This is a genomic window from Burkholderia sp. PAMC 26561, from assembly GCF_001557535.2.
Taxonomy (GTDB): Bacteria; Pseudomonadota; Gammaproteobacteria; order Burkholderiales; family Burkholderiaceae; genus Caballeronia.
Map to the genome: position 1 here is coordinate 3,003,784 of NZ_CP014306.1, position 25,524 is coordinate 3,029,307.

The 25,524-nt window shown below is 61.8% G+C and carries 21 protein-coding genes; 10 read left to right on the forward strand and 11 right to left on the reverse strand.

Annotation, left to right across the window (positions count from 1 at the left end):
* The first annotated feature begins 2 nt into the window (after window positions 1–2).
* Window positions 3–1,604 (forward strand): Dyp-type peroxidase, encoded by a 1,602-nt coding sequence (locus AXG89_RS13845; protein ID WP_062169974.1) that lies wholly within the window; start codon window positions 3–5, stop codon window positions 1,602–1,604.
* A 69-nt stretch (window positions 1,605–1,673) separates the two neighbouring features.
* Here AXG89_RS13845 and AXG89_RS13850 read toward each other — a convergent pair whose 3' ends face one another.
* The 7 genes from AXG89_RS13850 to AXG89_RS13880 all read right to left on the reverse strand — a co-directional run bounded on the left by AXG89_RS13850 (window position 1,674) and on the right by AXG89_RS13880 (window position 9,591).
* The gene (locus AXG89_RS13850; protein ID WP_061999452.1) at window positions 1,674–2,444 is read right to left on the reverse strand and encodes an SDR family NAD(P)-dependent oxidoreductase; all 771 of its coding nucleotides are present in this window, start codon (window positions 2,442–2,444) and stop codon (window positions 1,674–1,676) included.
* A gap of 18 nt (window positions 2,445–2,462) precedes the next feature.
* Entirely contained in the window at window positions 2,463–3,554 is a 1,092-nt protein-coding gene (locus AXG89_RS13855; protein WP_062169975.1) for a glycerol dehydrogenase, read from the reverse strand.
* Between the two features lie 10 nt (window positions 3,555–3,564).
* Window positions 3,565–4,236: an HAD family hydrolase gene (locus AXG89_RS13860; protein WP_062169976.1), complete on the reverse strand. Its 672-nt coding sequence runs from the start codon at window positions 4,234–4,236 to the stop codon at window positions 3,565–3,567.
* Window positions 4,233–5,738: a xylulokinase gene (locus AXG89_RS13865; RefSeq protein ID WP_062169977.1), complete on the reverse strand. Its 1,506-nt coding sequence runs from the start codon at window positions 5,736–5,738 to the stop codon at window positions 4,233–4,235. Before AXG89_RS13865 ends, AXG89_RS13860 begins: the two co-directional genes overlap by 4 nt.
* Window positions 5,739–5,987: 249 nt before the next feature.
* Window positions 5,988–6,932, reverse strand: coding sequence for an ABC transporter substrate-binding protein (locus AXG89_RS13870; protein ID WP_061999456.1), 945 nt, complete (start codon window positions 6,930–6,932; stop codon window positions 5,988–5,990).
* A 90-nt stretch (window positions 6,933–7,022) separates the two neighbouring features.
* Window positions 7,023–8,051 carry an ABC transporter permease gene (locus tag AXG89_RS13875; protein ID WP_061999457.1) on the reverse strand — a complete coding sequence of 343 codons (1,029 nt, stop codon included), beginning with the start codon at window positions 8,049–8,051 and terminating at the stop codon, window positions 7,023–7,025.
* Window positions 8,044–9,591, reverse strand: a complete 1,548-nt coding sequence (locus tag AXG89_RS13880; protein ID WP_061999458.1) for a sugar ABC transporter ATP-binding protein — start codon at window positions 9,589–9,591, stop codon at window positions 8,044–8,046. Before AXG89_RS13880 ends, AXG89_RS13875 begins: the two co-directional genes overlap by 8 nt.
* Before the next feature lie 295 nt (window positions 9,592–9,886).
* On the opposite strand from AXG89_RS13880, the gene AXG89_RS13885 reads away from it, so the two are divergent.
* The gene (locus AXG89_RS13885; RefSeq protein WP_061999459.1) at window positions 9,887–10,579 is read left to right on the forward strand and encodes a FadR/GntR family transcriptional regulator; all 693 of its coding nucleotides are present in this window, start codon (window positions 9,887–9,889) and stop codon (window positions 10,577–10,579) included.
* A gap of 278 nt (window positions 10,580–10,857) precedes the next feature.
* Window positions 10,858–13,083 carry a TonB-dependent receptor gene (locus tag AXG89_RS13890; RefSeq protein WP_062169978.1) on the forward strand — a complete coding sequence of 742 codons (2,226 nt, stop codon included), beginning with the start codon at window positions 10,858–10,860 and terminating at the stop codon, window positions 13,081–13,083.
* Between the two features lie 358 nt (window positions 13,084–13,441).
* On the opposite strand, the gene AXG89_RS13895 is transcribed toward AXG89_RS13890, so the two are convergent.
* The 3 genes from AXG89_RS13895 to AXG89_RS13905 form a co-directional block, all read right to left on the reverse strand.
* Window positions 13,442–13,711 (reverse strand): hypothetical protein, encoded by a 270-nt coding sequence (locus tag AXG89_RS13895; RefSeq protein ID WP_061999461.1) that lies wholly within the window; start codon window positions 13,709–13,711, stop codon window positions 13,442–13,444.
* A gap of 75 nt (window positions 13,712–13,786) precedes the next feature.
* Complete coding sequence (locus AXG89_RS13900) at window positions 13,787–14,926, reverse strand: aromatic ring-hydroxylating oxygenase subunit alpha (RefSeq protein WP_061999462.1); 1,140 nt, start codon at window positions 14,924–14,926, stop codon at window positions 13,787–13,789.
* A gap of 221 nt (window positions 14,927–15,147) precedes the next feature.
* A complete protein-coding gene (locus tag AXG89_RS13905; RefSeq protein ID WP_082771469.1) occupies window positions 15,148–15,750 on the reverse strand; it encodes a DUF938 domain-containing protein in 603 nt (200 codons plus the stop codon).
* Between the two features lie 369 nt (window positions 15,751–16,119).
* Between AXG89_RS13905 and AXG89_RS13910 the strand changes: the two genes are divergently transcribed.
* The 4 genes from AXG89_RS13910 to AXG89_RS13925 all read left to right on the forward strand — a co-directional run bounded on the left by AXG89_RS13910 (window position 16,120) and on the right by AXG89_RS13925 (window position 19,887).
* A complete protein-coding gene (locus AXG89_RS13910; RefSeq protein WP_086382463.1) occupies window positions 16,120–16,638 on the forward strand; it encodes an ankyrin repeat domain-containing protein in 519 nt (172 codons plus the stop codon).
* A 103-nt stretch (window positions 16,639–16,741) separates the two neighbouring features.
* Complete coding sequence (locus AXG89_RS13915) at window positions 16,742–17,830, forward strand: hypothetical protein (protein ID WP_062169980.1); 1,089 nt, start codon at window positions 16,742–16,744, stop codon at window positions 17,828–17,830.
* Between the two features lie 14 nt (window positions 17,831–17,844).
* Window positions 17,845–19,137 carry an MFS transporter gene (locus AXG89_RS13920; RefSeq protein ID WP_061999465.1) on the forward strand — a complete coding sequence of 431 codons (1,293 nt, stop codon included), beginning with the start codon at window positions 17,845–17,847 and terminating at the stop codon, window positions 19,135–19,137.
* A 6-nt stretch (window positions 19,138–19,143) separates the two neighbouring features.
* Window positions 19,144–19,887, forward strand: a complete 744-nt coding sequence (locus AXG89_RS13925) for an enoyl-CoA hydratase/isomerase family protein (protein WP_062169981.1) — start codon at window positions 19,144–19,146, stop codon at window positions 19,885–19,887.
* On the opposite strand, the gene AXG89_RS13930 is transcribed toward AXG89_RS13925, so the two are convergent.
* Entirely contained in the window at window positions 19,888–21,273 is a 1,386-nt protein-coding gene (locus tag AXG89_RS13930) for an FAD-containing oxidoreductase (RefSeq protein ID WP_062169982.1), read from the reverse strand. It abuts the gene before it with no gap.
* Between the two features lie 204 nt (window positions 21,274–21,477).
* Between AXG89_RS13930 and aldA the strand changes: the two genes are divergently transcribed.
* From aldA to AXG89_RS13945, 3 genes are all read left to right on the forward strand, one after another.
* A complete protein-coding gene (gene aldA / locus AXG89_RS13935) occupies window positions 21,478–22,902 on the forward strand; it encodes an aldehyde dehydrogenase (protein ID WP_062169983.1) in 1,425 nt (474 codons plus the stop codon).
* 68 nt (window positions 22,903–22,970) lie between these two features.
* A complete protein-coding gene (locus tag AXG89_RS13940; protein WP_062169984.1) occupies window positions 22,971–24,299 on the forward strand; it encodes an MFS transporter in 1,329 nt (442 codons plus the stop codon).
* Window positions 24,296–25,513: a mandelate racemase/muconate lactonizing enzyme family protein gene (locus AXG89_RS13945; RefSeq protein WP_062169985.1), complete on the forward strand. Its 1,218-nt coding sequence runs from the start codon at window positions 24,296–24,298 to the stop codon at window positions 25,511–25,513. Before AXG89_RS13940 ends, AXG89_RS13945 begins: the two co-directional genes overlap by 4 nt.
* Window positions 25,514–25,524: the final 11 nt, after the last annotated feature.

The following is a 25,524-nucleotide window of genomic DNA, read 5'->3' on the forward strand; positions in this document are numbered from 1 at the left end:
TCATGAGCACCGTACCGAATCCGATCGACTCGATTTCCATCGACCTGCAAGAGATCCAGGGAAATATCCTTGCGGGCTTCAACAAGGATCATCAACGTTTCGTGTTCTTCACCATCGAACATGTGGTGCGCGCCAAGAACTGGCTTGCCGGGTTTGCCAGCCACGTGGACAGCACTGCCGCCGTCGGGGCGTTCAACGACGTCTTCAGGGCGAAACGCAAAAAGCACAAAGGCGAAGTGAACATGCCTACGGCGACGTGGCGCAACATCGCGTTCAGCTATGCCGGTCTCGAGAAACTGGGCGCACCGGATCATGCGACATTCCCGGACGACTTCAAGCAAGGCATGGCTGCTCGCAAGACCCTGGTCGGAGACCTCGATCGCAGCGATCCATCACGCTGGCACGGCCCTTTTAAAAAGCCGCAGGAACTGCACATCGTGGTGATGGTTGCGTCGGACATCCCTGGCGAGCTCGCGCATACAACGGATCAGATCATCGCGCACGCACAGCTGAATGGTTTGCGTCTGCTCCATGTGGAACATGGTGAAGTCCGTCCCGACCTGCCGGGTCACGAACAATTCGGTTTCAAGGACGGCGTCTCGCAACCCGGGATCAAGGGGTTTACGCTCTCGGTGAATGACCAGCCTGATCCGAATTCCGGACATCAGGGCGTGCCCGGCCAAGACTTGCTGTGGCCCGGTGAATTCGTGCTGGGATATCCGACCCAGATCCCCACCACGCCACCGCCGCCCTTCGACGGGCCAAATCCCGGCCAGGGTCCGATCAGCGCCAGCGGTCCGGACTGGACGAAAAACGGTTCATACCTCGTGTTTCGCAAACTACGTCAGGACGTTGCCGGCTTCATGGCAAGCGTGGCCGCGCACGCTTCGACTCTTGGCCTAAGCTCCGATGTGTACGGAGCAAAACTGGTCGGGCGGTACGCGAGCGGCTGTCCGCTCGCGCCAACATCGTACGAGGTCGACTTGAGCAAGCTGCCCGAACTCGCGCCATCGAGCGCTAACGGCTTTCCCTCGGCGTTCGATCCAAATGATGGCGATCCGTCTGTCCAGCATCCGGAGTTGCTGGACGACAACCTCATCAACAACTTCGAATACGGTCAGGATCTGCCCGGGACGTGGGTGCCCCGCGCAGCGCATATCCGCAAGGCGTATCCGCGTGACGAAGAGTTTTTGCTGGCTGACGGCACCGTCGATCCAAACAGCGCGCTGCAGGAAAGCTTCACCCAGACCCGCCGGCTGTTGCGGCGCGGAATTGCCTACGGCGCGCCGCTGGCGCTGCCCAAAGATCCGGGCACACCGATACAGGATGACGATGTCGACCGCGGCCTGCTGTTCCTCTGTTATCAGAAGAGCATAGAGTCGCAGTTTGAGTTCGTACAAAAGACGTGGATCGACAACCCGGACTTTCCGCAGTCAGGCGACGGCGAGGATCCGCTCATTTCGCAGACAAAATCAGCGACCATGACGTGCCCCATACACGGCGCATCGACAACCGAAACGCTTTCGCATTTTGTCGTCACCGAGGGCGGAGAGTATTTCTTTCAGCCATCGATCACAGCGCTTAAATTGATCGCCAGCAGCTAGCGCGCAAGAACAAAATGGCGGCTCACAGGTAAGCGTGAGCCGCCATTTCTTGCTTTGCTCCTTTAGTTTCTACACCCCGCTCGCATACCCTCCATCGACCGGCAACGTCACGCCCGTGATGAATGCGGACGCCGGCGACGCCAGGAACAACGTCGCGCCGACGAGGTCATCGACTTCGCCCCAGCGCTTGAGCGCACTGCGCGCCGCGATCTTGTCCGCGCTTGCCGGCACTTCCCACAACGCGCGTGTCATGTCCGTCCGGTGGTAGCCGGGCGCGATCGCATTCACGCGCACGCCCGCGGGCCCGAACGCGTGCGCGAGCGAACGCGTCAAACCCAGAATGCCCGTCTTGCTCGCGCAATACGCGGGCACTTCCACATCGGCGATATAACTGAGCATCGACGCCACATTGACGATTGCACCATGCGCGCGTTCGAGCATGTCGCGCGATGCCATTGCGAGGCGCATGGCGGCGGTCAGGTTCACATCGATGACTTCGCGGAACACATCATCACGATACTCATCGGCGGGACGCGCCACGCCTGCCGCATTCACGAGCACATCGAGTTCACTCAGGCTCCCAACGAACGCCTTGATCGCGTCGTTATCGCGGACATCGAGTTGTTCGAAGCGAATGCCTTTCAGTGTCGTGTCCGCGCGCAACGCTTCGAGCTTGCGCGTGGAGCTTCCCGTGGCGATGACCTCGGCGCCCAGCGCGGCGAACCCCTGCGCGATCGCCAAGCCGATACCGCTCGTTGCGCCTGACACAAGCACGTTTTTTCCATCGAAGAGGCCGGGACGGAACGCCGCTGTTTCCTGACCTTTGAGTTCAGTTGCCATGTTGTTTCTCGCGTGAGTTCAGATTGGGTTATCGAAGCGCTGTGCATAGCGGTCCATCGCTTTCAATGCGGCGACGACCAGCGCTGCATCGACGGGATACGGTTCGTTGTGGATGATCTCGCCCGCGCGGCACGCACGCTTTGCCACGGTTTCGAGCGCGGCCTGATCAGTGACGTCCACGTTGATTTCAGCAAGCCGCGTAGGCAATCCCACGGCGCGGCAGAACTTGAAAACGCGCTGACGCTCGTCATCGGGCACCGCCGATAAAAACAGTGAAGCCAGCACGCCGATCGCAACCTTCTCCCCATGCAGCAAACCATGTGACGAAGGCAAGTCCGCGAGACCGTGATGGATCGCGTGGGCCGCCGCAACGCCGCCCGACTCGAAGCCAACGCCAGAAAGCAGGACCGTCGCTTCGAGCGTGGCATCGAAATCCGGCGTGACGATCTGCGCACGGCAATCGTCCACGGCCTGCACGGCATGCGCGAACAATGTGTCGCGGCAGAGCTTCGCAGCTTCGAACGCGAGCGCCGTTCCGCGGCCGCCGCACAGGTTCTTCGCATAAGCTTGGCGGCACGCGTCGGCTTCGTAGAACGTCGCGAGAGCATCGCCGATTCCCGCGATAAAAAACCGCACCGGCGCACGCACGATCAGGCTCGTATCGAGCAATACGAGATCCGGATTGCGCCGCACGAACCGGTCACGCACCACGCGGCCTTCTTCGTCGTAGATCACGGCGAGCGCCGAACACGGCGCATCGGACGCGGCGATGGTCGGCACGCAGACGAACGGCAGGCGCAGGTCATCGGCTGCGGCGCGGCCGGTATCGACCACCTTGCCGCCACCGAACGACACCACGATGTCCGCCCCGCTCTCGCGAATCCACTCGGCCGCAGCGGCGACCGAGCGCTCGGTGCAGGCGGCGTCGACGGAACGCACGACGAGCTTCACGCGTTCCGCCTTCGATAAAGCCGGCTGCAACAACGCCGCGACGTTGCTGTCGACGAGACACGCGGCATGCGTGCCCAGGCGCGCGAGTTCGGTATCGAGGGAATCGAGCGCCCCTGCGCCCTGGACGTATCGCGAGGGGAAAATGCTGGTTCGGAGCATGGTCTGGGTTTCAGGTGTCAAGTTGAACGCCGAGTGCTGCGGCGATGGCGGTGGACAACTCGTGTTCGGAGAAAACGAGTTCGGCGAGTTCAGGGAAAGACGACGCCGCGCCCGGATGTTCGGGCCATGCAAGCACTCGCATGCCTGCCGCGATGGCTGCACGTGCGCCGGTCGGACTGTCCTCCACGACAATCGCTTGTTCCGGCGAAATGTGCAAAAGCCACGCGGCGCGTTCGTACGGTTCGGGATGCGGCTTGCCGGCGCGGACATCGTTGGCGCTGATGGATATGAGTTGCGGGTCCTGCAAATCCAGCGCGCGAAGTCCGGCTTCGAGCAGCATGCGCGGCGAATTCGATACGATCGCCTGATGGATTCCGGCTGCACGCACGGCGCGATAAACGCTCAACGCGCCGGGCCTGGGTTGCATGTTGATGGCTTCGGACACGTAGTGGCGCGCACGCGCCATCGACCATTCGTCGTAGTCGAAGTCGATGCCAAAAAGCTTGCAACATAATGTATGCACTTCGCGCGCGGTCATGCCGAATATCGATGCATGCAGATCGTCGCCCGCCTTGATGCCGTGATGATTCAGCACGGTGACGAGTGTGTTCAGATGCAGCGCTTCGCTGTCGGCGAGCGTGCCGTCCATGTCCCACAAAACTGCTTTGATTGCGTGCGTCATGCATGAGTCTCAGCGAGACGATCGAGGTCGTCGTAGAACTGTTGCGAGCTCGAATAGAGCCGCTCGAAGATCGGCATCATCCGGTCGTAGATATCGCCGGCGCGCGGGTCCGGCAGGACTTCGCGCTCGAATTGAACGAAGGCGGAGACGGCATCGCCAAGGCGCGCGAACTGGCCATGCGCGGTCGCCGCGAGAATCGCGCAGCCCATCACGCCGCATTCCACTTCAGCCGGCACGAGAATCGGCGTTCGGTACATGCTCGCCTTGATGTCGAGCCACAGCGCAGCCTTCGCACCGCCGCTTGCAGCGACGAGCCGTTCCATGCGCACGCCCGCGGATTCGATCACGCCAATGTGACGCCGCACGCCGAAGGCAACACCCTCCAGCACCGCCCGATGCAAGTGCGCCGTCCCATGTTTGGCACCGATGCCAAAAAATTGCGCGCGCGAATTCGAGTGCTCGCCAAGGCGTTCGCCCGTGAGATACGGCAGGAAAAAAAGGCCTTCGGAACCGACCGGCGCTTCGGCCGCTTTTTGCGCGACGGCGTCGTAGCTCAAGGCGTTTTCGTGGAACGCACGACGTGCCCAGCGCATGGCGTCGCCGCCTGAATCGAGCAACATGAAGCGTCCCCACAAGCCCTCTGCGGTCGCCACGTTCGAGACTTCGGGATGCAGCATGGGGGTATCGGCGATCACGGTGATGATCGATGACGTACCGGTGATGTCCGACCCGAGACCCGGTGCATACACACCCGAGCCGAGCACCGACAGCGGATAATCCGCACCGCCTACCAGCACCGGCGTGCCTTCGCGCAAGCCGGTCGCCTGCGCAGCTTCAGCGGTGACGCTGCCGAGGATTTCCTGCGGCGAACGGATGGGCGGGAATTTGGTGATGTCGAGGCCGAGCGCATCGAGCATCGGTTGGGACCAGGTCCGCGTTTGCGGGTCCATCAAGAAGCTTGTCGATGCATCGCTCCAGTCCCACGCGCGTTCGCCCGTCAGACGGAAGTTGACGTAGTCCTTCGACATGAAGACGGTCGCGGCGCGCTCGTACGCTTCGGGCTCGTTCTGCTTGAGCCATTGCAGCTTGAAACCGGGCCACGCGGGCGTGGCGGGGTTCGCTGTCAGCGGGAGGTAGGACGTGGAGTCGTGCGCTGCCCGGAAGGCTTCGACTTGCGCGAGCGTGCGTTTGTCATTCCAGAGCGGCGCGGTTTCGCGGGTGAGTTGGCCGTCCGCATCGATCAGAACCGTGCCGTGCATTTGCCCGCACGCGCAGATTGCCGCGATGTTTGCAGCCGCATTCGGCACGCTTTCGAGCACTTCACGAATGGCGCCGGCAGCGCCCTGCCACCAGTCCGCGGGACGTTGTTCGGACCAGCCGTAGCGGAGCACGATCTGCTCGTGCTCGCGCGCCGCCATGCTTGCTATTTTTCCACGTCCATTGACAAGGGCAGCGCGAACGCTGCCCGTGCCAACGTCGATGGCAAGGTAATACGTCTCCATGACTCGAGTTCCCAGGTGTTGCCTGAACGAGCGAATTCGTCGTGCGAAAAATGCGCCGAACTTCTAATTAACGTTATTTTGACTACGTTTTGTAGTCGTGTCAATTAGCTGCTCACGCTTATTCCGCCACGAATTCGCCGTTCAACCACCGAGGCCTCTCGTTTTTAGCTTCCGTCTTTCGTTGTTTTCACTAACTTTATTTCTCATTGATGCGGAAAGCGCTCCCGCATCGCGTCCAGCCAAAAACCGTCAATACAATACGTTCTTTGCAACCGGCTGATCGATGTTGCCCTTGTCGACCATGACCACGCCCGTATCGACAAACTTGGGCGGCATTTTCTTCTCGATCACGCCAACCACCGTTTCGATGCCCTTGTAGCCCATCTGGTACGAACCCTGCACGGCGATCGCCTGGATGGTCCCGTCCTTCACGAAGTTCTGCAGATCCTGGTTGCCATCGAAGCCGATCGCCACGACCTTTCCGGCCTTGCCCGATTGCGCGAGTGCGCGGCCCATGCCCACTGCCGTCGGTTCATTCGCGCCGAAGATTCCTTTGAGATCGGGATTGGCCGCCAGCACGTCGGTCGTCTGGTTCAGCGCGTTCGCCATTTGCGATTGCGAGTAGAACGGACCCACCACCGTCAGCTTCGAATGCGCTTCCAGGTACTTCCGGAATCCGCCCACGCGCGCAGCCTCGGAGCCGGCGCCGGCCACGTACGACATCAACGCGATCTTGCCCGTCTGCCCGACCTTCGCGATCAGCGCCTGAGCGCACATCTCGCCGGCCTTGGCGTTATCGGTGGAAAGGAAAGCCTGGTAGTACTGTTTGCCCGAATCGGCCAGTGCCGAGTCGATGATCACCACCGGAATGTGCGCTTCCCACGCCTTCTTCACAGCCGGCACGAGCGCATCAGGATCTGACGCGGCCAGCACGATACCCGAGACCTTGCGGTTCACCGCGTTCTCGACCATGTTCACTTCGGCTGCGATATCCGATTCGGCGGTCGGCCCCTGGAAGGTCATCGTGTAGCCCTTCTGCTTGGCCATGGCCGCAGTCGCGCCCTTGTTGACGTTTTGCCAGTAGTTGGAATCGGCGCTCTTCACAATGACCGCAATCTCGCCGCCCGCGGCAAATGCGGTGCTCGCGGCAACGGCCAGCACAGTGGCAAACATCGCCTTCGTAGTCAGTTTCATGTCTCGCTCCTTTGGTTTTATAAGCCTCTGCGGCCCGCTTCGCTGCTGCCCTTCGGACGCTTGAGAAAGACCCCTCGCGCCCGATGAAACTCATCGCCGGTTGCGAATCTGGTCGATCCACACCGTGCCCAGAATCACGAGGCCAATGATGATCTGCTGGATAAAACTCGATACGCCGTTCATGTTCAGGCCATTGCGCAAGATGCCGATCACGAACGCGCCAATGGCCGTGCCCGAGATCGTCCCGACGCCGCCCATCAGCGACGTCCCGCCGATCACCGCACTGGCGATGGCATCGAGCTCATACATCACGCCTTCGTTCGGCTGCGCGGTCACGAGCCGCGACATCAGCACGCAACCCGTCAACCCCGCGAGCGCGCCGGACAACACATAGGTGAAGAGCTTCACGCGATTCACGTTCACGCCCGACAAGCGCGCTGCTTCCGCGTTCGATCCGACCGCATAGATATGCCGCCCCAGCGACGTCCGGCTGAGCATGATCGACACCAGCACGGCGAGCACGACCATGATGATGACGGGATAAGGAATGCCCGGAAAGACGACGTCAGGAAAACCATCCGAACCCATGCGCACGATACGAAACAGCGACCCGTTGCCGAGTTCCGCGAACGAATCGCCGAGACCCGAAACCGGCCGTGCGCCGGTGATCTGCAGGGCAACGCCGCGTGCGACCAGCATCATCCCCAAGGTCGCGATAAACGGCGGCAAGCCCATGCGCGTGACAAAGATCCCGTTGAACGCGCCGCAGATCGCTCCGACGATCACGCCACCCAGCATGCCGATCGGCACCGGAACGCCCGCCTTCACGAGCAGCGCGGCGCACACGCCGGAGAGCGCGAGCACCGACCCCACGGACAGGTCGATACCGCCCGTGATGATCACGCAAGTCGCCCCGAGTCCGAGATACGCAATCGATGTCACCTGCAGCGCCACCGTCATGCCGTTACCCAGGGACATGAACGCGTTGCTCGTCGCGGAAAACACGATCACGAGCATCACCAGACTGCCCAGCGCGGCAAACTTCTGTATCAGATCGCGGCGCCGTTCACGAGCGCGTGCGCGATCGGCATGAGCGGGGTCGGTAGTCATCTCAAGCATGGGTCGTCCGTCCTGATGCGTAGTGCATGATTTCTTCCTGATTGGTCTTGCGGGTCTCGAGTACGCCCGCTATTTCGCCTTCGTGGAACACCGCCACGCGATCGGTCATGCCCATGATCTCGGGCAGCTCGGAACTGATCAGGACAACGCCAATTCCCTGCGCTGCCAGCCGGTCCATCAGTTCATAAATGGCGTATTTCGCGCCGACGTCGATGCCGCGCGTGGGTTCATCGAAGAAAAGAATCTTCGATTCGCGGAACAGCCATTTGCTGATCACGACCTTCTGCTGGTTGCCCCCGGACAGATTGCGCGTGATCTGGTTCGCGCTCGGCGTACGGATGCCGAGCGCATCGATATATTTGCGTGCGACCTTCCCTTCTTCCTCGAAACGGATGAAACCGCCCGCGCCGGAAACCGCCCCCACGTTCGCAAGCGTGATGTTCTTCGCGACCGTCATCTGCAGCGCGAGCCCGTTGCCCTTGCGATCCTCCGAGAGATACGCAATGCCGTTGCGAATTGCATCGATAGGCGAATGAATCGACAGCTTCTCGCCTCGCAAATGCACTTCGCCACTGTCCACGGGGTCCGCACCGAATACCGCGCGCGCCACTTCGGTACGACCCGAACCCATCAGGCCCGCGAAGCCAAGAATCTCGCCGCGACGCAATTCGAAGCTCACCGGCCCGAACACTTCGCGGCGCTTGAGGCCGTTGACGCTCAAGAGGACCTCGGTAGTCGGCTGCGATTTGCGTTCGGGGAACACATCGTCGAGATCGCGGCCAACCATATGCGACACCACTTGTTCGATGGTCGTGGCCGCGAAGTCGTCGGTGGAAATCGTGCGGCCATCGCGCAGCACTGTCACGCGGTCCGCGATCTCAGCAAGCTCATCCAGCCGATGCGAGATGTACACGATCCCCACGCCGGACTTCCGCAACTCCTTGATGATCCGGAAAAGATGCACGGTCTCGGATTCGGTCAGCGACGACGTGGGTTCATCCATGATCAGAAGCCGCGCGTTGAGCGACAACGCCTTCGCGATCTCGATCATCTGCTGCTGCGCGACCGACAGCGATCCAACCAGCGTGCGGGGTTTCAGGGGCAAGCCGATCCGGTCGAGCGCGGCCTGCGAATCGGCGGCAAGCCGGGCGCGGTCGATAAATATCCCGCGCTTCGGCTCCCGCGCCAAGAAGATGTTTTCCGCGATCGACAGATGCGGGATCAGGTTCAGTTCCTGATGGATGATCGCGATGCCGGCGGCTTGCGCATCGAGCGTGGACGCGAAATGCTGCACGCGACCATCGAGATAAATCTCGCCTTCGTCCGGCCTGTACTGCCCGCTGACAATTTTCATCAACGTGGATTTCCCTGCGCCGTTCTCGCCGCAGATGGCGTGGACTTCGCCCGCACGGACATCGAAGCTCACGTTTTGCAGCGCGATCACGCCCGGGAAACGCTTGCCTACGCCGTTCAGGCGCAGCAAGGATTCCGCTGAACTGGCGGAAGGGGATGACACGTCCGGTTCGGCCGTTGCGTTCATTGCACGGCCCGACAGACTGACTGGGACGGATGCATCGGCTTTTGTCTCCTCGATGTGGGGCCTTCGCCCATGTCGTACCCGCTATCAAAGTGGTCAAGCCAATTTAGTGTTCGCGGCAATGGTTAGAAGAAGCGGCCTGACCTGCCGCTAATGATAATGGCGTTGGGCCTGTACTGGAATCGAGGTATTTACCCTTATATCCAAAGACATACGCTCCAAGCGATGCTGGCGCGAAATGGCGGCAAATTGGTCAAGCCACCTTACACGTTTCGACACGGACAACGCATCGGGCTCCATGACTTCTCTCGTAAAACCTGTTGAAACCCGGCGGCTGTATCAGTCCATCGCCGATCAGATCAACATGCTGATCCGTCACGGCAGCTTTCAGGCCGGCGCGCGGTTGCCACCGGAACGCGAACTGGCGCAGCAACTCGGGGTATCGCGTCCGTCGCTGCGCGAAGCATTGATTGCGCTGGAAATCCGAGGACAAGTCGAGATCCGCATGGGTTCGGGCGTGTACGTGTGCGAAGTCGGCAGCGAAACGTCGCCTTTGACTGCCATGGGAGAAAGCCCGACTGAACTGATGCAGGCGCGCGCCGCAATAGAAGGATCGGTAATCGTGCTGGCGTGCACACGGCTTACCTCCGATGGCACGGCCAAGCTGCAGAAAACAGTCGATGTCATGCGCGAGTTGATCGCAGCAGGCCGCTCGCCACTGGAACCGGATCGCCAGTTTCATATGACGATCGCGGACATAGCGGGAAATTCGGTGCTCACACGGCTCGTCGGCGAATTGTTCGATGGCCGCAACGATCCCATCGCAGCCAAAGCCAGCGTGCTTTCGGAAAACATCACGACGTGGGGCGTCGCGTTATCCGAGCACGAACGCATTCTAAGGACGCTCGAAGCACGCGACCCGATCGCGGCGCAGGCAGCGATCCGGTCGCATTTGAAAGCATCCGAGGAACGGTGGGTCGGCGACGCGTGAACTCATCCGCGAGATGATTCTTCTCCTGCGCCCTTCGTAACCCTCACAAAAACATCCCGCCAGAGCGGTTATCAGTTGTGTCGTTTTTTTTGCGCAATCAAATGATAACGATTCGCATTCATGTATAATCCGCTCGTTTGTTAGGTCTTGTTGTCCAGTTGTAAATCCAAACTCGCAAGCCAGACATAAACCCACTACAAAGCAGCGCTCCGTTGCCTATCGTTTGCCCGATGGACGACGGGGCGAAATCACGACCGCTTCGCTACTCCGCTCCTTCGATGCTTCCAATCAAACCGCAACCGCTTCGCGTCCGGCCCGTATCGGCCGCCGTCCGTCAGGTCTTTTTCCGCGCAGCGATGCCGCTCGCCATGGGTCTCGCCGGCGCAGCCGGTATTGCTCACGCGCAAAGCGACCCGACGACAGATGCCACCGACAAGACCCTGCCGGCCGTAAAAGTCCAGGGTGCCGCAGAAGCGCTCCCAGGTGACTTCGCGCCGACGTACAGTGGCGGTCAGGTCGCGCGGGGCGCGAGTTTCGGTGTGCTGGGCGACCAGAAGATGATCGACGTGCCCTTCAGCATGACCACGTACACCTCGAAGCTGATCGAAGACCAGCAAGCGCGAACCCTCGCCGATGTCCTCGACAACGATCCGTCCGTGCGCTCGAGCCTGGGCTTTGGCAACCAGTCGCAAGTGTTCGTGATCCGGGGCTTCCAGTTGAACGGCGACGACATCTCGCTCAACGGACTTTATGGCATTACGCCGCGTCAGCTCGTGGCAACCGAAACACTCGAACGCGTCGATGTCTTCAAGGGCGCAAATGCGTTCCTGAGCGGCGCGTCGCCGACCGGCTCCGCCATTGGCGGCGGCGTGAACCTGGAGCTGAAACGTGCCGGCGACAAACCCCTGACGCGCGTAACGGTGGAAGGCACGGCATCGGGCGAACTCGGCACGCACGTGGATGTAGGCCGCCGTTTTGGCAGCGAAGGCCAGTTTGGCGTGCGCGTGAACAGCTTCGTGCGCGACGGCGAAACCAGCGTCGACGATGAACACAAGCGCAGCACGGCCACGTCGGTATCGCTGGATTATCGTGGCGACAAACTGCGTCTCTACGGCGATTTCCTGTATCAACGCGAACGTGCGAACGAAGCGCGCCCCACGGTCAACCTGAGCGGCACGGACATCCTGATCCCGGCGGTTCCGTCGGCAACGCACAACTACGCACAGCCCTGGTCATTCACCGCGCTCGAAGACACGGTCGGCATTGCGCGCGCCGAATACGACTTCTTGCCGGGATGGACGGCGTATGTGGCGGGCGGCGTGCATCACGCGAACGAGCATGGCGATTATTCTTCGCCGAACTTCAACGGCGATACCGGATTGACCACGGCGTATCGCCTGGGCGTGCCGCGCAAGACCGATGCATTTTCGACCGAAGGCGGCGTGCATGGCCGCTTCGACACCGGCCCGGTCTCGCATTTCGTGACCCTGGGCGGGTCGCTGACCAGTATCGAAGACCGCTCGGCCTTCGACTTCTCTGGCACATTCAACACCGACCTCTACAACACGCCGCAGGTGCCGCGCCCGGGCGCGAGCCCGGTCGGCAACTTCGCCGATCCCTTCGTTACCGACCGCGCGTTGATCCGAAGCGTGGCGGTATCGGACACGCTGGGCTTTTTGCATGACCGCGTGCTCTTCACACTCGGCGCGCGCCGCCAGGAATTGCACCAGAACAACTACGCAACCGGGACCGGCGACCTCACGTCCTCGTATAACGACTCCATCACCACGCCGATTCTCGGACTCGTGATCAAGCCATGGGAAAACGTCGCGATCTTCGCCAATCGAAGCGAAGCGCTGGCCCAAGGGCAGGCGGCGCCGTCGACCGCGGTCAACTTCGGCACGAACCTCGCGCCATCGCGCTCGAAGCAGTACGAAGTCGGCGTGAAATACGACACGAACCATTTCGGCTCGACGTTCTCGGCCTATCAGATCGAAGAACCGACTGCGTACACGAACAGCGACATGGTGTTTGCAGCGAACGGGCGCGAGCGGCATCGCGGGCTTGAAGCGTCGATCACGGGTGAACCGTACAAGGGCGTGCGGCTGCTGGCGGGCGCGTCCTACATCCAGGCCGAGCTGCTCAACACCGTGGGCGGCCTGACCGACGGCAACCGTCCGACCGGCGTGCCCGCGTTCCTGTTCAATCTCGGCGCTGAATACGACCTGCCGATGGTGCCCGGCCTGACGTTCACCGCGCGCTACCTGCACACGGGCAAGCAATACTTCGATGTCGCCAATACGGCGTCGCTTTCATCGTGGAATCGCTTCGATGTCGGCGCACGTTACGCGACCAACCTGTTCCGCAAGAACACGACCTTCCGGGTCAGTGTGCTGAACGTGGCAAACAAGGCGTACTGGGAATCAGCCGCGACCTCGGGCCAGGGGTATTTGACGCAAGGCGCACCGCGCACGTTCTTGTTCTCGATGACGACGGACTTTTAAAGCAGGTTCGACATCGCGTTTCAAAGCGCCAGCGCAAACCTCCGCAAATGCAAACGGCCCGCTAATAGCGGGCCGCTGGAGTTCAAAGCGCTGCAACAACGTGATGTCGGGAGCTTCCATGCCGGATGGTTGTTTCAACCGAACCATCGGCCGTATATCTGCTGCTTACACGGTCATTGCACTTACTGGCGCTTGGTCGCCTCCTTCTTCAACTTCTTCGCCTCTTTCTTTTCCTTCGGCGACTTGAGGGCAACCTTTTTCTCGGTTTTCTTTGCGTCCTGGGCTTTACTCATGATGTGCTCCGTGGTTGACCTTAAATTTTGCCCGGGTTTTGCCCCAGGCTGGCTGTGAGCCTTTGTTAATCGATCCGTGAACGCAGTTCTTCCGCGCTCACAAGCAGCGCCTGATAGCCCGAGCGTGCATGCTCGGGCAAATCCGGATCGCCGACAAGCGTGCCCAGCGTCTCGATCACGCTGTACAGAATGCCTTTCGCAGCCTTGGCGGCCAGCACGCCCGACGAATACGAACTGTCGACGTGGTTGATGGCGGCATCGAAGTGATCCTGCTCGGGCCGTTCATTGACGTTGACTGACGGCGTGCCGCGATCTTCTGCCGGGTTGGGTTCCATGATGATCGACCTCTTTGGTTATTACTTGACTACCGGCACGTTACTTCCAGCCGCTCTCTACGATATCAGCCAATCTCAATCTGTAACGGGCTGAATGATGTGCACGCGACGTTCCAACGCAGGCTCGCGAACCGGCGCGCCGCATTCGGTCAGCAGCGACCGCAATTCGAGGATGACCGGAAACACCTCGTGATTATGATCGCCGCCTTGCCGGTCATGCGCTTCCTGTTCGCGCTCGACGATCCACCGGTCTTCCTTGAAGATACGCTCGGTGAACCACACCAGCAGCGGCCAGGCGGCATCGAGAATGCCCGGAATCTTCGGGCGGCGGATCGACAGCAAACCGAACGTGCGGTTCGTGCGCTGCTCGGCGTCGAGCGGCACATAGGCAATCCACAGATCCATCACCATGGTCTGGTCCTTGGTGCGGATCCTGAGCGTCTGGTACGGATATTCCGTACGGATCGTCATTACGTCCTTGTTATTGTCGTCGGGCTTCGTGCCGCGTTTCTGGCTGAAGACGAGCGCTTCGCCTATCGGCTGCTTGCCCTCTTCGCGCGCGAACGTGTAATTCACCTCCACCCAGTCTTCGCCACGACTGCGTCCGACTGAACGCGCCTTCATCTGGCCCATTTGCTTGCGATGCAGGAACTGATGGTTCATGTCCATCAGGTTCTCGTGCATGAAGGTGTAATGGCACTTCACCGCGCGGCCGAAGCGGCGGGTTTTATAGGCTTTGTCGCCGGCGGAACCGAGCGCCGGGAACGGCACGCTCTCAGCGAGCAGCGGATCGCCCGGGAAGATGAAGATCAGGCCGGCTTCTTCGCGGCACGGGTACGAGCGCACGCCGTTGGGCAGACGCTCGCGCCCGAGATAGGGCACGTCGATACACTTGCCCGAGCAGTCGTAAGTCCAGCCGTGGTAACAGCAGCGGATGGACTCGCCGTCGACCACGCCCGCATGCAACGGCACTTGCCGATGCGCGCAGCGGTCTTCCAGCGCGAACACCTTGTCGCTCTCGGTGCGCACCAGCACGACGGGGTCGCCGGCGAACTTGACGCCATGCGCCTTGCCGCGCTTGACTTCGCGCGACCACGCGACGGGATACCAGTGATCGGGGTGAATGTCGACACGGCGCAGATCACGCGGCGTTTTTTGAGGTTGTTCGGCGGGCGTGCCGCTCGTGACGGCTTCCTGCTGCAGCGCTACATGCATGTACGATGCCTCCGCTTGAGGGTATCGGCGAAAAATCGGCCCGATAGTGGCCGAAATTGGCGAAAAAATGTGTTGGGGAGTCGATGCAACCAACGGGTCTAACGCAGTCTACACGTGAGCGGCCCCTTGAGGCGCAAACGCCCACCCTTGAAAGTTCGGCGAAGGCGTGCGGGGCGGGCATCGGAGCAGAAAATTTTGCGGATTTTCCCCGATGGTTCCACCTAGATTCGCGCCCGCCTGAACACCAGGCTGAAATTGTTGGCGGGCATGGGCACGGCTTCTTCCATCACCAATCCCGCGCGGCGGCCCAGTTCCGACACGTCCTCCATGTTGCGCACGCCCCAATCCGGGTTGGTGGCGCGAAGCTGGGCATCGAAAGCTTCGTTCGATACCGCCGTGTGCGCGCCGTCGCGTTTGTAGGGTCCATAGAGGAACAGCACGCCGTCGTTCGTCAGACGTTCGGCCGCGCCACGGAACAGCGCTTCGGCCGCCGCCCACGGCGCGATATGGATCATGTTGATGCAGACGATCGCCGCGAGCGAATCCGGCACGGGCCACGGCGCGCGGCATACGTCCAGTGCGACGGGCGCGTTCAGGTTGGCGAGCGCGGCGTGGGCGCGCCATGCGCTGATGGAGGCGCGCGAGGCTTCGTCCGGGTCGCTCGGCTGCCAGGTGATCTCCGGCAGTGCGGCGGCAATGTGGACCGCGTGCTGTCCGGTGCCGCTCGCGATTTCGAGAACGATCCCGCTCTTCGGCAGTACACGCAAGAGGACATCGCGGATCACGTCGCGGTTGCGCGTGGCTGCCGGTGCAATACGGCGCAGGGGGTCGGGATTGTCGGAATGACTGGCGTTCAAAGATGCGTCTCCAGAGGAATTGGTGGCGAGCGTAAGCGCGCGGTTTGCGCGGGTCAAGAAAAGATCCGCAGCAACTCAGAACCATACGCCTCGGCTCACGCGCTCTCACGAGGCCCGAATCCTGCTACCTCGTGCGGCCCTCGATCAAATCTGTGTATCCTGACGCACTTGAGGCGCAGGACCGAATGCAGCACCGAATACCAGCACCCGAAACCCTGAGGAACGACCCGCCACGGGCCAGTGCATCGTGCCCGGCCGCCCGGTCCATCCCACTCCATGGAGCCTTTCATGCCAACCGATACCCCTTCCGGCGAGCAGAAGCCGAATCAAGAAACGATGAGCGAAGAACTCATCAACTTCGCGGCTGAAGTCTTCGATACCGCCCGCCGCGGCGACGCCCCCATGCTCGACGCGCTGCTGCACAAAGGCCTGCCGCCGAACATGCGCAACGACAAGGGCGACACCCTCGTGATGCTCGCGAGCTATCACGGCCATGCCGACGCCGTGCGCGTGCTGCTGCAACACAAAGCCGATCCGAACCTGCGCAACGACAACGGCCAGACACCGATTGCGGGCGCGGCGTTCAAGGGCTACAAGCCGGTCATCGAAGCATTGCTGGAGCATGGTGCGGACGTCGAGGGCGCATCGCCCGATGGCCGCACGGCGCTGATGATCGCGGCTATGTTCAATCGTGTGGAAATGGTCGAGTTCCTGATCGCGCACGGCGCAAATCCGGACGCAAAAGACGCAAACGGCTTTACCGCACGCGACGCTGCCGCGAAAATGGGCGCCCCCGACACCGTCGCGCGTCTCGCCCAGGCAACCGAAGCGAAGTCGCGGCCGCCGGGCGTCTGACTTTTCCGAACCAGCGTTTTACCGATAAACCCGCGCCATCGATCATTCTGATTGGCGGCGCACGACCCTTTTGAAGGCGATCCGGCAACATGGAGCTCTTGTGATGAGTGGCGGCTTCCCGCGGGGTGGCTTCCCGCTTCGAGCGTACGACTGGCACTGGCGCACGATGGCCAGGATGCTTGCCATCCTTATCGGGCTGGCGTTTGTCACGGTCATGTCCGGGTGCAGCCTGTTCCCGACACAGCCGGCGGCGCCGATCATCGATTTGTCGACGCCGCAGCCGGCGAGCGAGCCCGAAGCCGTCGAGCCGGAAGAAGAGCCTGCCTCCACACCGGTCGCCACGCAACCGCCGACCGAGCAAAGGGCGCCGCGTCCGAAGCCCAAGCGCCGCGTTGTCGTGCCGAAGAAAGCGCCGCCTCCGCCGCCTCCGCCCGTTGAAGAGAAAGTGCCGGCGCCTCCGCCGCCGCTGCTGACCACGCGCATCATGCAGCGCGAGCAGATCCACGGTCTCCTCGACAGCGAGATCCAGCGCGACGGCAAGATCGTCGGCCGCGCGGTCGACATGTACGTGGATGCCGCCGCCAAGCCGAAGCTCATGATCGTCAACCTGTCGGGTTTCCTCGGCGTGGGCGACCGCAAGGTCACGTTCCCGTGGAGCGCGTTCCGCTTCAACCCGGCGGACAAGAAAGCGCCCGTGACCTTTGTCATGCCGCAACCGGCGACAGGTAAATCGAAGGCGGAAGCGCCGGCGAAACCGGGTTCTGTCGCCGATGTCCCGCCGACCCTTGCCCAACTCGTCGATTCCAACGTCACGCAAAAGAGCGGCGCGCGCATGGGCCGGGTGGTCGACGTATTGATCGATTCGCAGGCGCAACCGCAGGCGCTCGTCATCGACCTTTCCGATTCCCTCGCCGGCGACAAACGGCAAGTCGCGGCCAACTGGCCGGACCTGCACGTGGTATCGCGCAACAAGGTGCTGCAATTGCAACTGGATTTCACCGATACACAGATCAAGGCCGCACCGACCTATTCGCCTGACCAGCCGATCAAGATCATCTCTCCCGTCGTGCCGCCGGCCGAACCGGCGGCGGCGTCGGAGCCCTCATCGGCATCGGCGGCGGTTGCGGTACCCGCTTCAACGTCCTCTGGACCGGTCGCGGCTGCATCCGCCGCTCGGCCCTCGAAACAATGAGGACGATCTGAAATATGGTTACTGCACGAAGTCTGCGCGCGCTTGACTGGCTGAACTTTTTCGTCGCGAATGTGCAGACCGGCTTTGGGCCGTTCATCGCTTCCTATCTCGCCGCGAACAAGTGGACGCAAGGCGAGATCGGGCTGATGCTGAGCGTCGGCACGATCAGCGCGATGGCAAGCCAGTTACCGGCCGGCGCGCTCGTCGATGCCTTGCGCAACAAGAAAGGCGCGGCTGCCGCTGCGATCATCGCGATCATCATCAGTGCGCTGCTGCTCGGCGCGAGTCCCACATTCGTCTCCGTCTTCGCGGCCGAAGTGCTGCACGGGTTCGCGAGCTGCATGCTCGTTCCCGCGATGGCCGCGATCTCGCTCGCCCTCGTCTCCCGCGCCGATCTAGGCACGCGGCTCGGGCGCAATGCGCGATGGGCGTCCATCGGCAGCGCGCTGACCGCGGCGTTGATGGGCGTGTTCGGGGAGTACCTGTCGCTGCGCTCGGTATTCTTCCTGACGGCTGCGCTCGCATTGCCGGCGCTGGTCGCGCTGAACATGATCCATCACGAGATGCCGCCGGTCGTACCACGCATGAAAAAAGCGGCGGCGAAGGCAGGATCGAATATCGCCGATGCACTCAGTTCAGCTAGCGGCGAACGCCCCGAAAGCCTGCGCGACTTGGTGCGCGATCCGCGATTGCTGACGTTCGCGGCGTGCGTGGTGCTGTTCCACTTGTCGAATGCGGCGATGCTGAATCTTGCCGCCGGCGAAGTGACCGCGCACATGGGCGACAACGTTCAACTGGTGATTGCGGCGTGCATCATCGTGCCGCAATTCATCGTGGCAGGGTTGTCGCCGTGGGTCGGGCGGCAGGCGCAGACGTGGGGACGGCGGCCCGTGCTGATCCTTGGTTTCTCGGCGTTACCGTTGCGTGCGCTGTTGTTCGCCGCGGCCAGCAGCGCGAGCAGCCCGTATCTGCTCGTGCCGGTGCAGATGCTCGACGGTATCAGCGCAGCGGTGTTCGGCGTGATGCTGCCGCTGATCGCAGCCGACGTTGCCGGCGGCAAGGGCCGGTATAACCTGTGTATCGGCTTCTTCGGGCTGGCCGCGGGGATTGGCGCCACGCTGAGCACGGCGATCGCGGGGTTTGTCGCGGACAAGTTCGGTGTGAACACGAGCTTTTTCGGGCTTGCTGCGGCGGGCGCGCTCGCGGTTGCGCTGGTTTGGCTGGCAATGCCGGAAACGCGCGATGCCGCCGCCAACGACGAAGCTGCAAAGAACGGCAAGGACAAGGAAGCCACGCCTGCGGGGTGAACGAGCATGACCGAAACGAGCGTAGCCGATGGTTTTTCATGGTCGCGGCATGAGGGCGTGGTCACGGTGCGGCTGACGCGCGAAGCGCAGCACAACCGGATCGATCCCACGGATATTGCGGGCTTGAGAGAAGCGATTGCCAATGCTTCGAGCGATGCGGCTTCAATCGCGCTGGTGGTGACCGGCACAGGACCGGCAACCTTCAGCTCCGGCTACACGCTGTCGGCGCTCGCGGCAGGGAACATCGACGATTCGTTCGAAAGCCTGCTCAACGAACTCGAAGCGTGTCCCCTGCCTACAATCTGCGCGCTGAACGGAAGTGTGTATGGCGGCGCGACGGATCTAGCGTTGTGCTGCGATACACGCATTGGCGTTGAAGGATCGCGGATGTTCATGCCGGCGGCGCGTATCGGCTTGCATTACTACCCGGATGGCATGCGCCGGTATGTCCGCGAACTCGGGGCTACGCAGGCGAAGCGGCTGTTTCTGACCGGCATTGCAATCGATGCGCCGGAAATGCTGCGTATCGGCTTCCTGACTGATCTTGTCGCGGCCGACCAGTTGACCACGCGCACGGCGGAATACATCGATGCATTGCGCGCCTGCGAACCCAACGTGGTGCGCTCGATGAAGCGCCAGTTGAATGCCATCGCGGCAGGCGATCCCTCCGCTTTGACAAATAGAATCGCCTACGAAGCCTCGCTTCAAAGCCCGACGATCGCCGAGCGGATCAAGCGGCGCCGGAGTTGATCACTCCAGCGGTTTCAACATCCCCATCAGCGTGGGAATCAGCTCGCTCACCGTCGGATGAATATGCATCGCGCGTTGCAGCGTGGTGTACGGCGCGTCCGCATTCATGATGTCGATGAACGTATGGATCGCTTCGTCACCCTCGATGCCCAGAATTGCCGCACCGAGAATCTTCTTCGTCTGCGCGTCCACCAGCACCTTCATGAAGCCATCTGTCTCGCCACGCTCGCGGGCTCGCCCAACGCGCGACATCGGCATGGTGGCGATCAGCGCGGCGCGTCCGTCCTTGCGGACATCGGCTTCGCTCATGCCCACTCGCGCAAACGGCGGATCCACAAAAACCGCGTAGCACATGATGCGGGAATCGACGCTGCGCGATTCGCCATCGACCACGTTCGACGCAATGATCTCGTAGTCGTTGTACGACGTATGCGTGAACGCGCCGCGCCCGTTGACATCGCCGAGCGCCCAGACGCCCTCCGCTTTGGTGCGAAGCTGACCATCGACACTGATCAGGCCATGCTTGTCCGGCACGATGCCCGCATGCTCGAGCCCGAGGTCGTCGGTGTTCGGCGTGCGGCCCGTGGCGAACAATAGATGCGACGCATCGATGCTCTTCCCGTCGGTGAGGAAGATCCGCACGCCCTCGCCCGCCGCCTCGACCTTCGACGTCTGGGTGTTGAAGCGGAACTCGACGCCATCGCGCGCCAGAACCTTCTGAACCTGTTCCGCGAAATCCTTGTCCTCGCGTGCGAGCACGCGCTCGCCCCTTACAAGCACCGTCACGCGGCTGCCGAAGCGCGCGAACATCTGCGCGAATTCCAGCGCGATGTAACTCCCGCCCACGATCGCCAGATGTTCAGGCAACGCGGTCAGTTCCAGGATCGTGGAATTGGTCAGATATGAAATCCCCGCGAGTCCTTCGATTTCCGGAACGGTCGCACGCGTGCCGGTATTGATGAAAATCGAATCCGCCGTGAGTTCGTGCTGCTGACCGTCGTTGCCCTGCACGCTGATGGAATGCGGCCCGCTAAAGCGCCCGTGACCGTTGAACACCGTCACGCCCGATGTCCCCCGCAACCACTTCTCCACGCCTTCGCGCGATTCGCCGATGACCTCGTCCTTGCGCGCCTTGACGCGCGCCAGATCCACCCGAACGCCGCCATCGAGGATCACACCGTAATCTCCGGCATGGCGCGCGACGTGCGCCACCCGTGCGCTCGCCACATATGTCTTGGTCGGCGTGCACCCTACATTCACGCACGTCCCGCCGAACAACGACCGTTCGATGATCGCCGTACGCTTGCCGCTTTCTGCAAGCTTCACGGCCAGCGGCGCGCCGCCTTGTCCGGTGCCGATCACGATGGCGTCAAATTGTTGCGACATGTTCACGTCTCCTCGGCGGTGTTTGCGGACTTTGCATGGTAGCTCGCCGGGGAAACCGGTGCAGCAGGAAACCTCCCCGCCGTGTGTGCGTTTTACGCATGGACAGGTCGAGATTTAATCGCTTGTGGCCCAGTGTCGCGCCCGCTAAAACTAGCGCCATTCACGTCGCGGACCCGCTGCGGCGCTTCTTTCCGGGCTATCACGATGCGCACCTACCGTAATTTCATCGACGGCCGCCTGATCGACTCATCGTCCGATCGGTTTGCCGATGTCGACAACCCCGCCACCGCTGAGATCATCGCCCGCGTCACGCTCGCGTCCCGGGACGACGCGCTCGCCGCCGTAGAAGCCGCATCGCGGGCGCAGAAAACGTGGCGCAAGCTGAGTTCCATCGAGCGCGGGGAGCATTTGCGCCGTTTCGCCGATGCCATCGTTCAGCGCGCGCCGCAAATTGGCGCGGCGCTCGCGCTGGAATCGGGCAAAAGTGTGGCGGATTCGGAAAACGAAGCCCGCTACGCCGCCGATATCACCCGCTATCACGCCGAATGGGCACGCCGGATCGAAGGCGAAGTCATCCCCAGCGACACGCTCAACGAAAACCTCGTGCTGCATCGCGAGCCGATTGGTGTGGTCGCCTGCCTGATCCCGTTCAACTACCCGGTCTACACGCTCTTGCGCAAGGTCGCTCCGGCGTTGATCACGGGCAATACGGTCGTGGTACGGCCGAGCAACAACACGCCCATGTCCGCTTTCGAAATCGCCGAAGCCGCGCGTCAGGCGGGACTGCCGGCCGGCATCTTCAACGTGCTTGCAATGGACCACACTACGGCGGCCACGGTCTGCACGCATCCGGCCGTCGGCATGATCACGCTCACCGGCAGCGTGAACGCCGGGCGCATCGTGCTGGACTACTGCAAGGCGAACATCGCGAAACCTTCGCTGGAACTCGGCGGGAAGGCGCCCGCGATCATCGAACCGGATGCCGACCTCGAAGCGGCAGCGAGCGCGATCGTCGGATCGAAGACCACGCATTGCGGCCAGTTGTGTACCGCCATGGAACGCGTGTATGTCCACGCAAGCGTGCACGAGCGCTTCGTCGAATTGCTGCGCGCGAAGATGAGCGCCGTGAGTTTCGGCGACCGGTCGATGGACGCATCGAAGATGGGACCGCTGGTGAGCCGCTCCGCCCAGCAAGACATTCACGCGATGGTCCAGCGCGCCGTGGCCGAAGGCGCTACGGTCGCGACCGGCGGCACGCTGCCCGACACCGCTGGCTATTTCTACCCGCCTACGCTGCTGCTCGATTGCCGCCACGACATGGAAATCGTGCGCGAAGAAATCTTCGGCCCGGTGCTGCCGGTGATCTCGTACGGCACGCTCGACGAAGTCCTCGCGATGGCGAACGACCATCAGTACGGGTTGTCGTCGGTGCTTTATACGGAGAACTATCGCACCGCCATGCGCGTGGCCAATGAGATCGAAGCCGGCGAGCTGTACGTGAACCGCACGCCCGCCGATCCGTATCAAGGTTTTCACGCTGGCTGGAAACGCTCGGGACTCGGCGGCGATGACGGCAAGCACGGGATGCTCGAATTCACGCAGACCCGCCTCGTGGTCATGAAGTACTGATTTTTCCTCAACCTGCATGAATCGATAAAAAAACAGCGCGCCTCAAAGCGTGCTGAAGGAGACGTATTGTGGATAAAACCTTGACCGGCGTCACGCCGGCAGTCATCGAGACAAGCCGGTCGCAGCGTTACATCCAGCTTATGTTGCTGGTTGTCGCCGCTGGCGCGATCTACCCGTTGCTCTATCTGCGTCAGGTGTACCAGACGCCGATGCTCGAGTTTTTTCACATCGACAATAGCCAGCTCGGGTATCTGTATTCCGTCCTCGGCACGGTTTTCCTGCTGAGTTATCTGCCGAGCGGCTGGCTTGCCGACCGCATCGCTCCGCGTTTCCTGATCTGTTTTTCATTGATCGCAACCGGCGCGCTCGGGCTCGTTTATTCGACCGCGCCGAGCTTCGGGATCCTGCTGGTCGTATTTTGCTGCTGGGGCTTGACCACCGGCCTGACCTTCTGGGCATCGATTCTGAAACGCGTCAAGACCATCGCCGCGCACGACGAACAAGGCCGTTTCTTCGGCTTGCTCGATGGCGGCCGCGGCCTGATTGAAGCGCTGCTTGCGACCATCGCGCTCGTGATCTTCGCCACCGCCACCGAAAAACACGGCTTGCCGACGAACGTCGGTTTCCGCTACGTGGTCTATTTGTATTCGACGTTTTGTATTGGACTTGGGTTGCTCATGGCGCTGGTGAAGGAACCGCCCGCGACACCGCAGGAGCTTCAGCAAGCCGCCGACAACCGCACGCAGAAACACAACCTGTGGCGCGATCTCGTCACGCTGATGCGCATTCCGCAACTCTGGCTGATGGCGGCCATCGTGTTCTGCGGATACCAGATTTTCTGGGCGACCTATAGCTTCTCTGCGTACCTGCAAGTGGGCGACCTGAAGATGACCGTCGTGATGGCGGGCACGCTCACCACGCTGAAACTCTGGATGCGGCCGGTTGGCGGTATCGGCGGCGGCTATCTCGGCGATCGTTTCTCCACGCTCGGCGTACTGACCACCGCGCTCTTTCTCGCCGCGATCGGGCTCGTGGCGCTGGCCGTGCTGCCGACGCTGCATATAGCACCGCACGTGGGCGTCGCGGTGATCGCAGTTGTCGTGCTGGTCATCGGCATTCTGACCTACGCGATTCGCGGCCTCTACTGGTCGCTACTCGACGATTGCGGCATCCCATTGCGCATCACGGGCCTGGCGATCGGCCTGGTTTCGTTGATCGGTTACTCGCCCGATGTCTTCCTGCCGCTCGTGAACGGCTGGACCACCGAGCATTTCCCAGGCCTTCCCGGCTATCAGATCTATTTCTCCTATATCGCTGCAATCAGCGTGGTTGGCGGTGTGGCCGCCCTCGCCCTGACGCGCATGCGCAAGACTGTCACAAAGGACGCCATCCGATGAAAATCGTCTCCCTCGAAACGCATTTCGTAGCCGTGCCGCCGCCGCATCTCGGCGGCATGTACTGGATCTTGTTGAAGCTCAAGACGGCTTGCGGCATTGAAGGCGTGGGTGAGATCTATTCGGCGACGTTCCATCCGAAAGCGATGGCGCACATCATCGACGACGTCTTCGGTCGCTATCTGCAGGACCACGATCCGCATCACGTCGAGCGCTTCTTCCGCGAAGCCTATTCGAGCGGCTTCACGCAACGCCCCGACCTCACGATGATGGGCGTCGTCAGCGGCCTCGAGATGGCATGCTGGGACATCATCGGCAAGGCGGCGGACAAGCCGGTCTACGAGTTGATGGGCGGGCTCGTGAACGAACGGCTGCGCTCGTACACCTACCTGTACCCGAAAAACGCCGCCGGCGAATACGATTACGACGACGTCGACCTGGCCGCCGACTGCGCAGTGAAGAACGCGGACCTCGGCTTTACCGCCGTCAAGTTCGATCCCGCCGGTCCCTACACGGCCTATTCGGGCCACCAGATATCGCTCGACGTACTGGAACGCTGCGAGACCTTCTGCAAGCGCATCCGCGAAGCCGTCGGCAATCGCTGCGACCTGCTGTTCGGCACGCACGGGCAGATGGTTCCATCGTCGGCAATTCGTCTCGCCCAGCGGCTCGAAAAGTACGACCCGTTGTGGTTCGAAGAACCCGTTCCGCCCGGCCAGGAAGACGCGATGGCGCAAGTTTCGCGGCATACGAGCATTCCAATTGCAGCCGGCGAACGGCTCACCACCAAATATGAATTCTTCAAGCTGCTGCAAGCGGGCGCGGCATCGATTCTTCAACTGAACGTTGCGCGCTGCGGCGGTCTGCTCGAAGCCAAGAAGATCGCGACGCTCGCCGAGGTCTACTACGCGCAGATCGCACCGCATCTCTACAACGGGCCCATTGGCGCTGCCGCGAGCATCCAGTTGGCCGCGTGCACGCCGAACTTCCTGATCCAGGAAAGTATCGGCACGTGGGACGGGTTCCATGCGCAGATCTTGAAGACGCCGATTCAGTGGGAAGACGGTTACATCATCCCGTCGAAAGCGCCGGGACTCGGCGTGGAACTGGACATGGATGTCGTGCGCGCGCATTCCCCTTACACCGGCGAACGTCTGCATTTGCAGATGGCGTCGAAACCCGCCGATGTACGGGATTCTTCTCCGGCCAGAGGCTGAGGCGAGCGATC

What these genes read in the sequence shown, in the direction of transcription:
- AXG89_RS13845 (WP_062169974.1), top strand. Translation starts at nt 3, where the DNA reads ATGAGCACCGTACCGAATCCGATCGACTCGATTTCCATCGACCTGCAA.
- AXG89_RS13850 (WP_061999452.1), bottom strand. Translation starts at nt 2,444, where the DNA reads ATGGCAACTGAACTCAAAGGTCAGGAAACAGCGGCGTTCCGTCCCGGC.
- AXG89_RS13855 (WP_062169975.1), bottom strand. Translation starts at nt 3,554, where the DNA reads ATGCTCCGAACCAGCATTTTCCCCTCGCGATACGTCCAGGGCGCAGGG.
- AXG89_RS13860 (WP_062169976.1), bottom strand. Translation starts at nt 4,236, where the DNA reads ATGACGCACGCAATCAAAGCAGTTTTGTGGGACATGGACGGCACGCTC.
- AXG89_RS13865 (WP_062169977.1), bottom strand. Translation starts at nt 5,738, where the DNA reads ATGGAGACGTATTACCTTGCCATCGACGTTGGCACGGGCAGCGTTCGC.
- AXG89_RS13870 (WP_061999456.1), bottom strand. Translation starts at nt 6,932, where the DNA reads ATGAAACTGACTACGAAGGCGATGTTTGCCACTGTGCTGGCCGTTGCC.
- AXG89_RS13875 (WP_061999457.1), bottom strand. Translation starts at nt 8,051, where the DNA reads ATGCTTGAGATGACTACCGACCCCGCTCATGCCGATCGCGCACGCGCT.
- AXG89_RS13880 (WP_061999458.1), bottom strand. Translation starts at nt 9,591, where the DNA reads ATGAACGCAACGGCCGAACCGGACGTGTCATCCCCTTCCGCCAGTTCA.
- AXG89_RS13885 (WP_061999459.1), top strand. Translation starts at nt 9,887, where the DNA reads ATGACTTCTCTCGTAAAACCTGTTGAAACCCGGCGGCTGTATCAGTCC.
- AXG89_RS13890 (WP_062169978.1), top strand. Translation starts at nt 10,858, where the DNA reads ATGCTTCCAATCAAACCGCAACCGCTTCGCGTCCGGCCCGTATCGGCC.
- AXG89_RS13895 (WP_061999461.1), bottom strand. Translation starts at nt 13,711, where the DNA reads ATGGAACCCAACCCGGCAGAAGATCGCGGCACGCCGTCAGTCAACGTC.
- AXG89_RS13900 (WP_061999462.1), bottom strand. Translation starts at nt 14,926, where the DNA reads ATGCATGTAGCGCTGCAGCAGGAAGCCGTCACGAGCGGCACGCCCGCC.
- AXG89_RS13910 (WP_086382463.1), top strand. Translation starts at nt 16,120, where the DNA reads ATGAGCGAAGAACTCATCAACTTCGCGGCTGAAGTCTTCGATACCGCC.
- AXG89_RS13915 (WP_062169980.1), top strand. Translation starts at nt 16,742, where the DNA reads ATGAGTGGCGGCTTCCCGCGGGGTGGCTTCCCGCTTCGAGCGTACGAC.
- AXG89_RS13920 (WP_061999465.1), top strand. Translation starts at nt 17,845, where the DNA reads ATGGTTACTGCACGAAGTCTGCGCGCGCTTGACTGGCTGAACTTTTTC.
- AXG89_RS13925 (WP_062169981.1), top strand. Translation starts at nt 19,144, where the DNA reads ATGACCGAAACGAGCGTAGCCGATGGTTTTTCATGGTCGCGGCATGAG.
- AXG89_RS13930 (WP_062169982.1), bottom strand. Translation starts at nt 21,273, where the DNA reads ATGTCGCAACAATTTGACGCCATCGTGATCGGCACCGGACAAGGCGGC.
- aldA (WP_062169983.1), top strand. Translation starts at nt 21,478, where the DNA reads ATGCGCACCTACCGTAATTTCATCGACGGCCGCCTGATCGACTCATCG.
- AXG89_RS13945 (WP_062169985.1), top strand. Translation starts at nt 24,296, where the DNA reads ATGAAAATCGTCTCCCTCGAAACGCATTTCGTAGCCGTGCCGCCGCCG.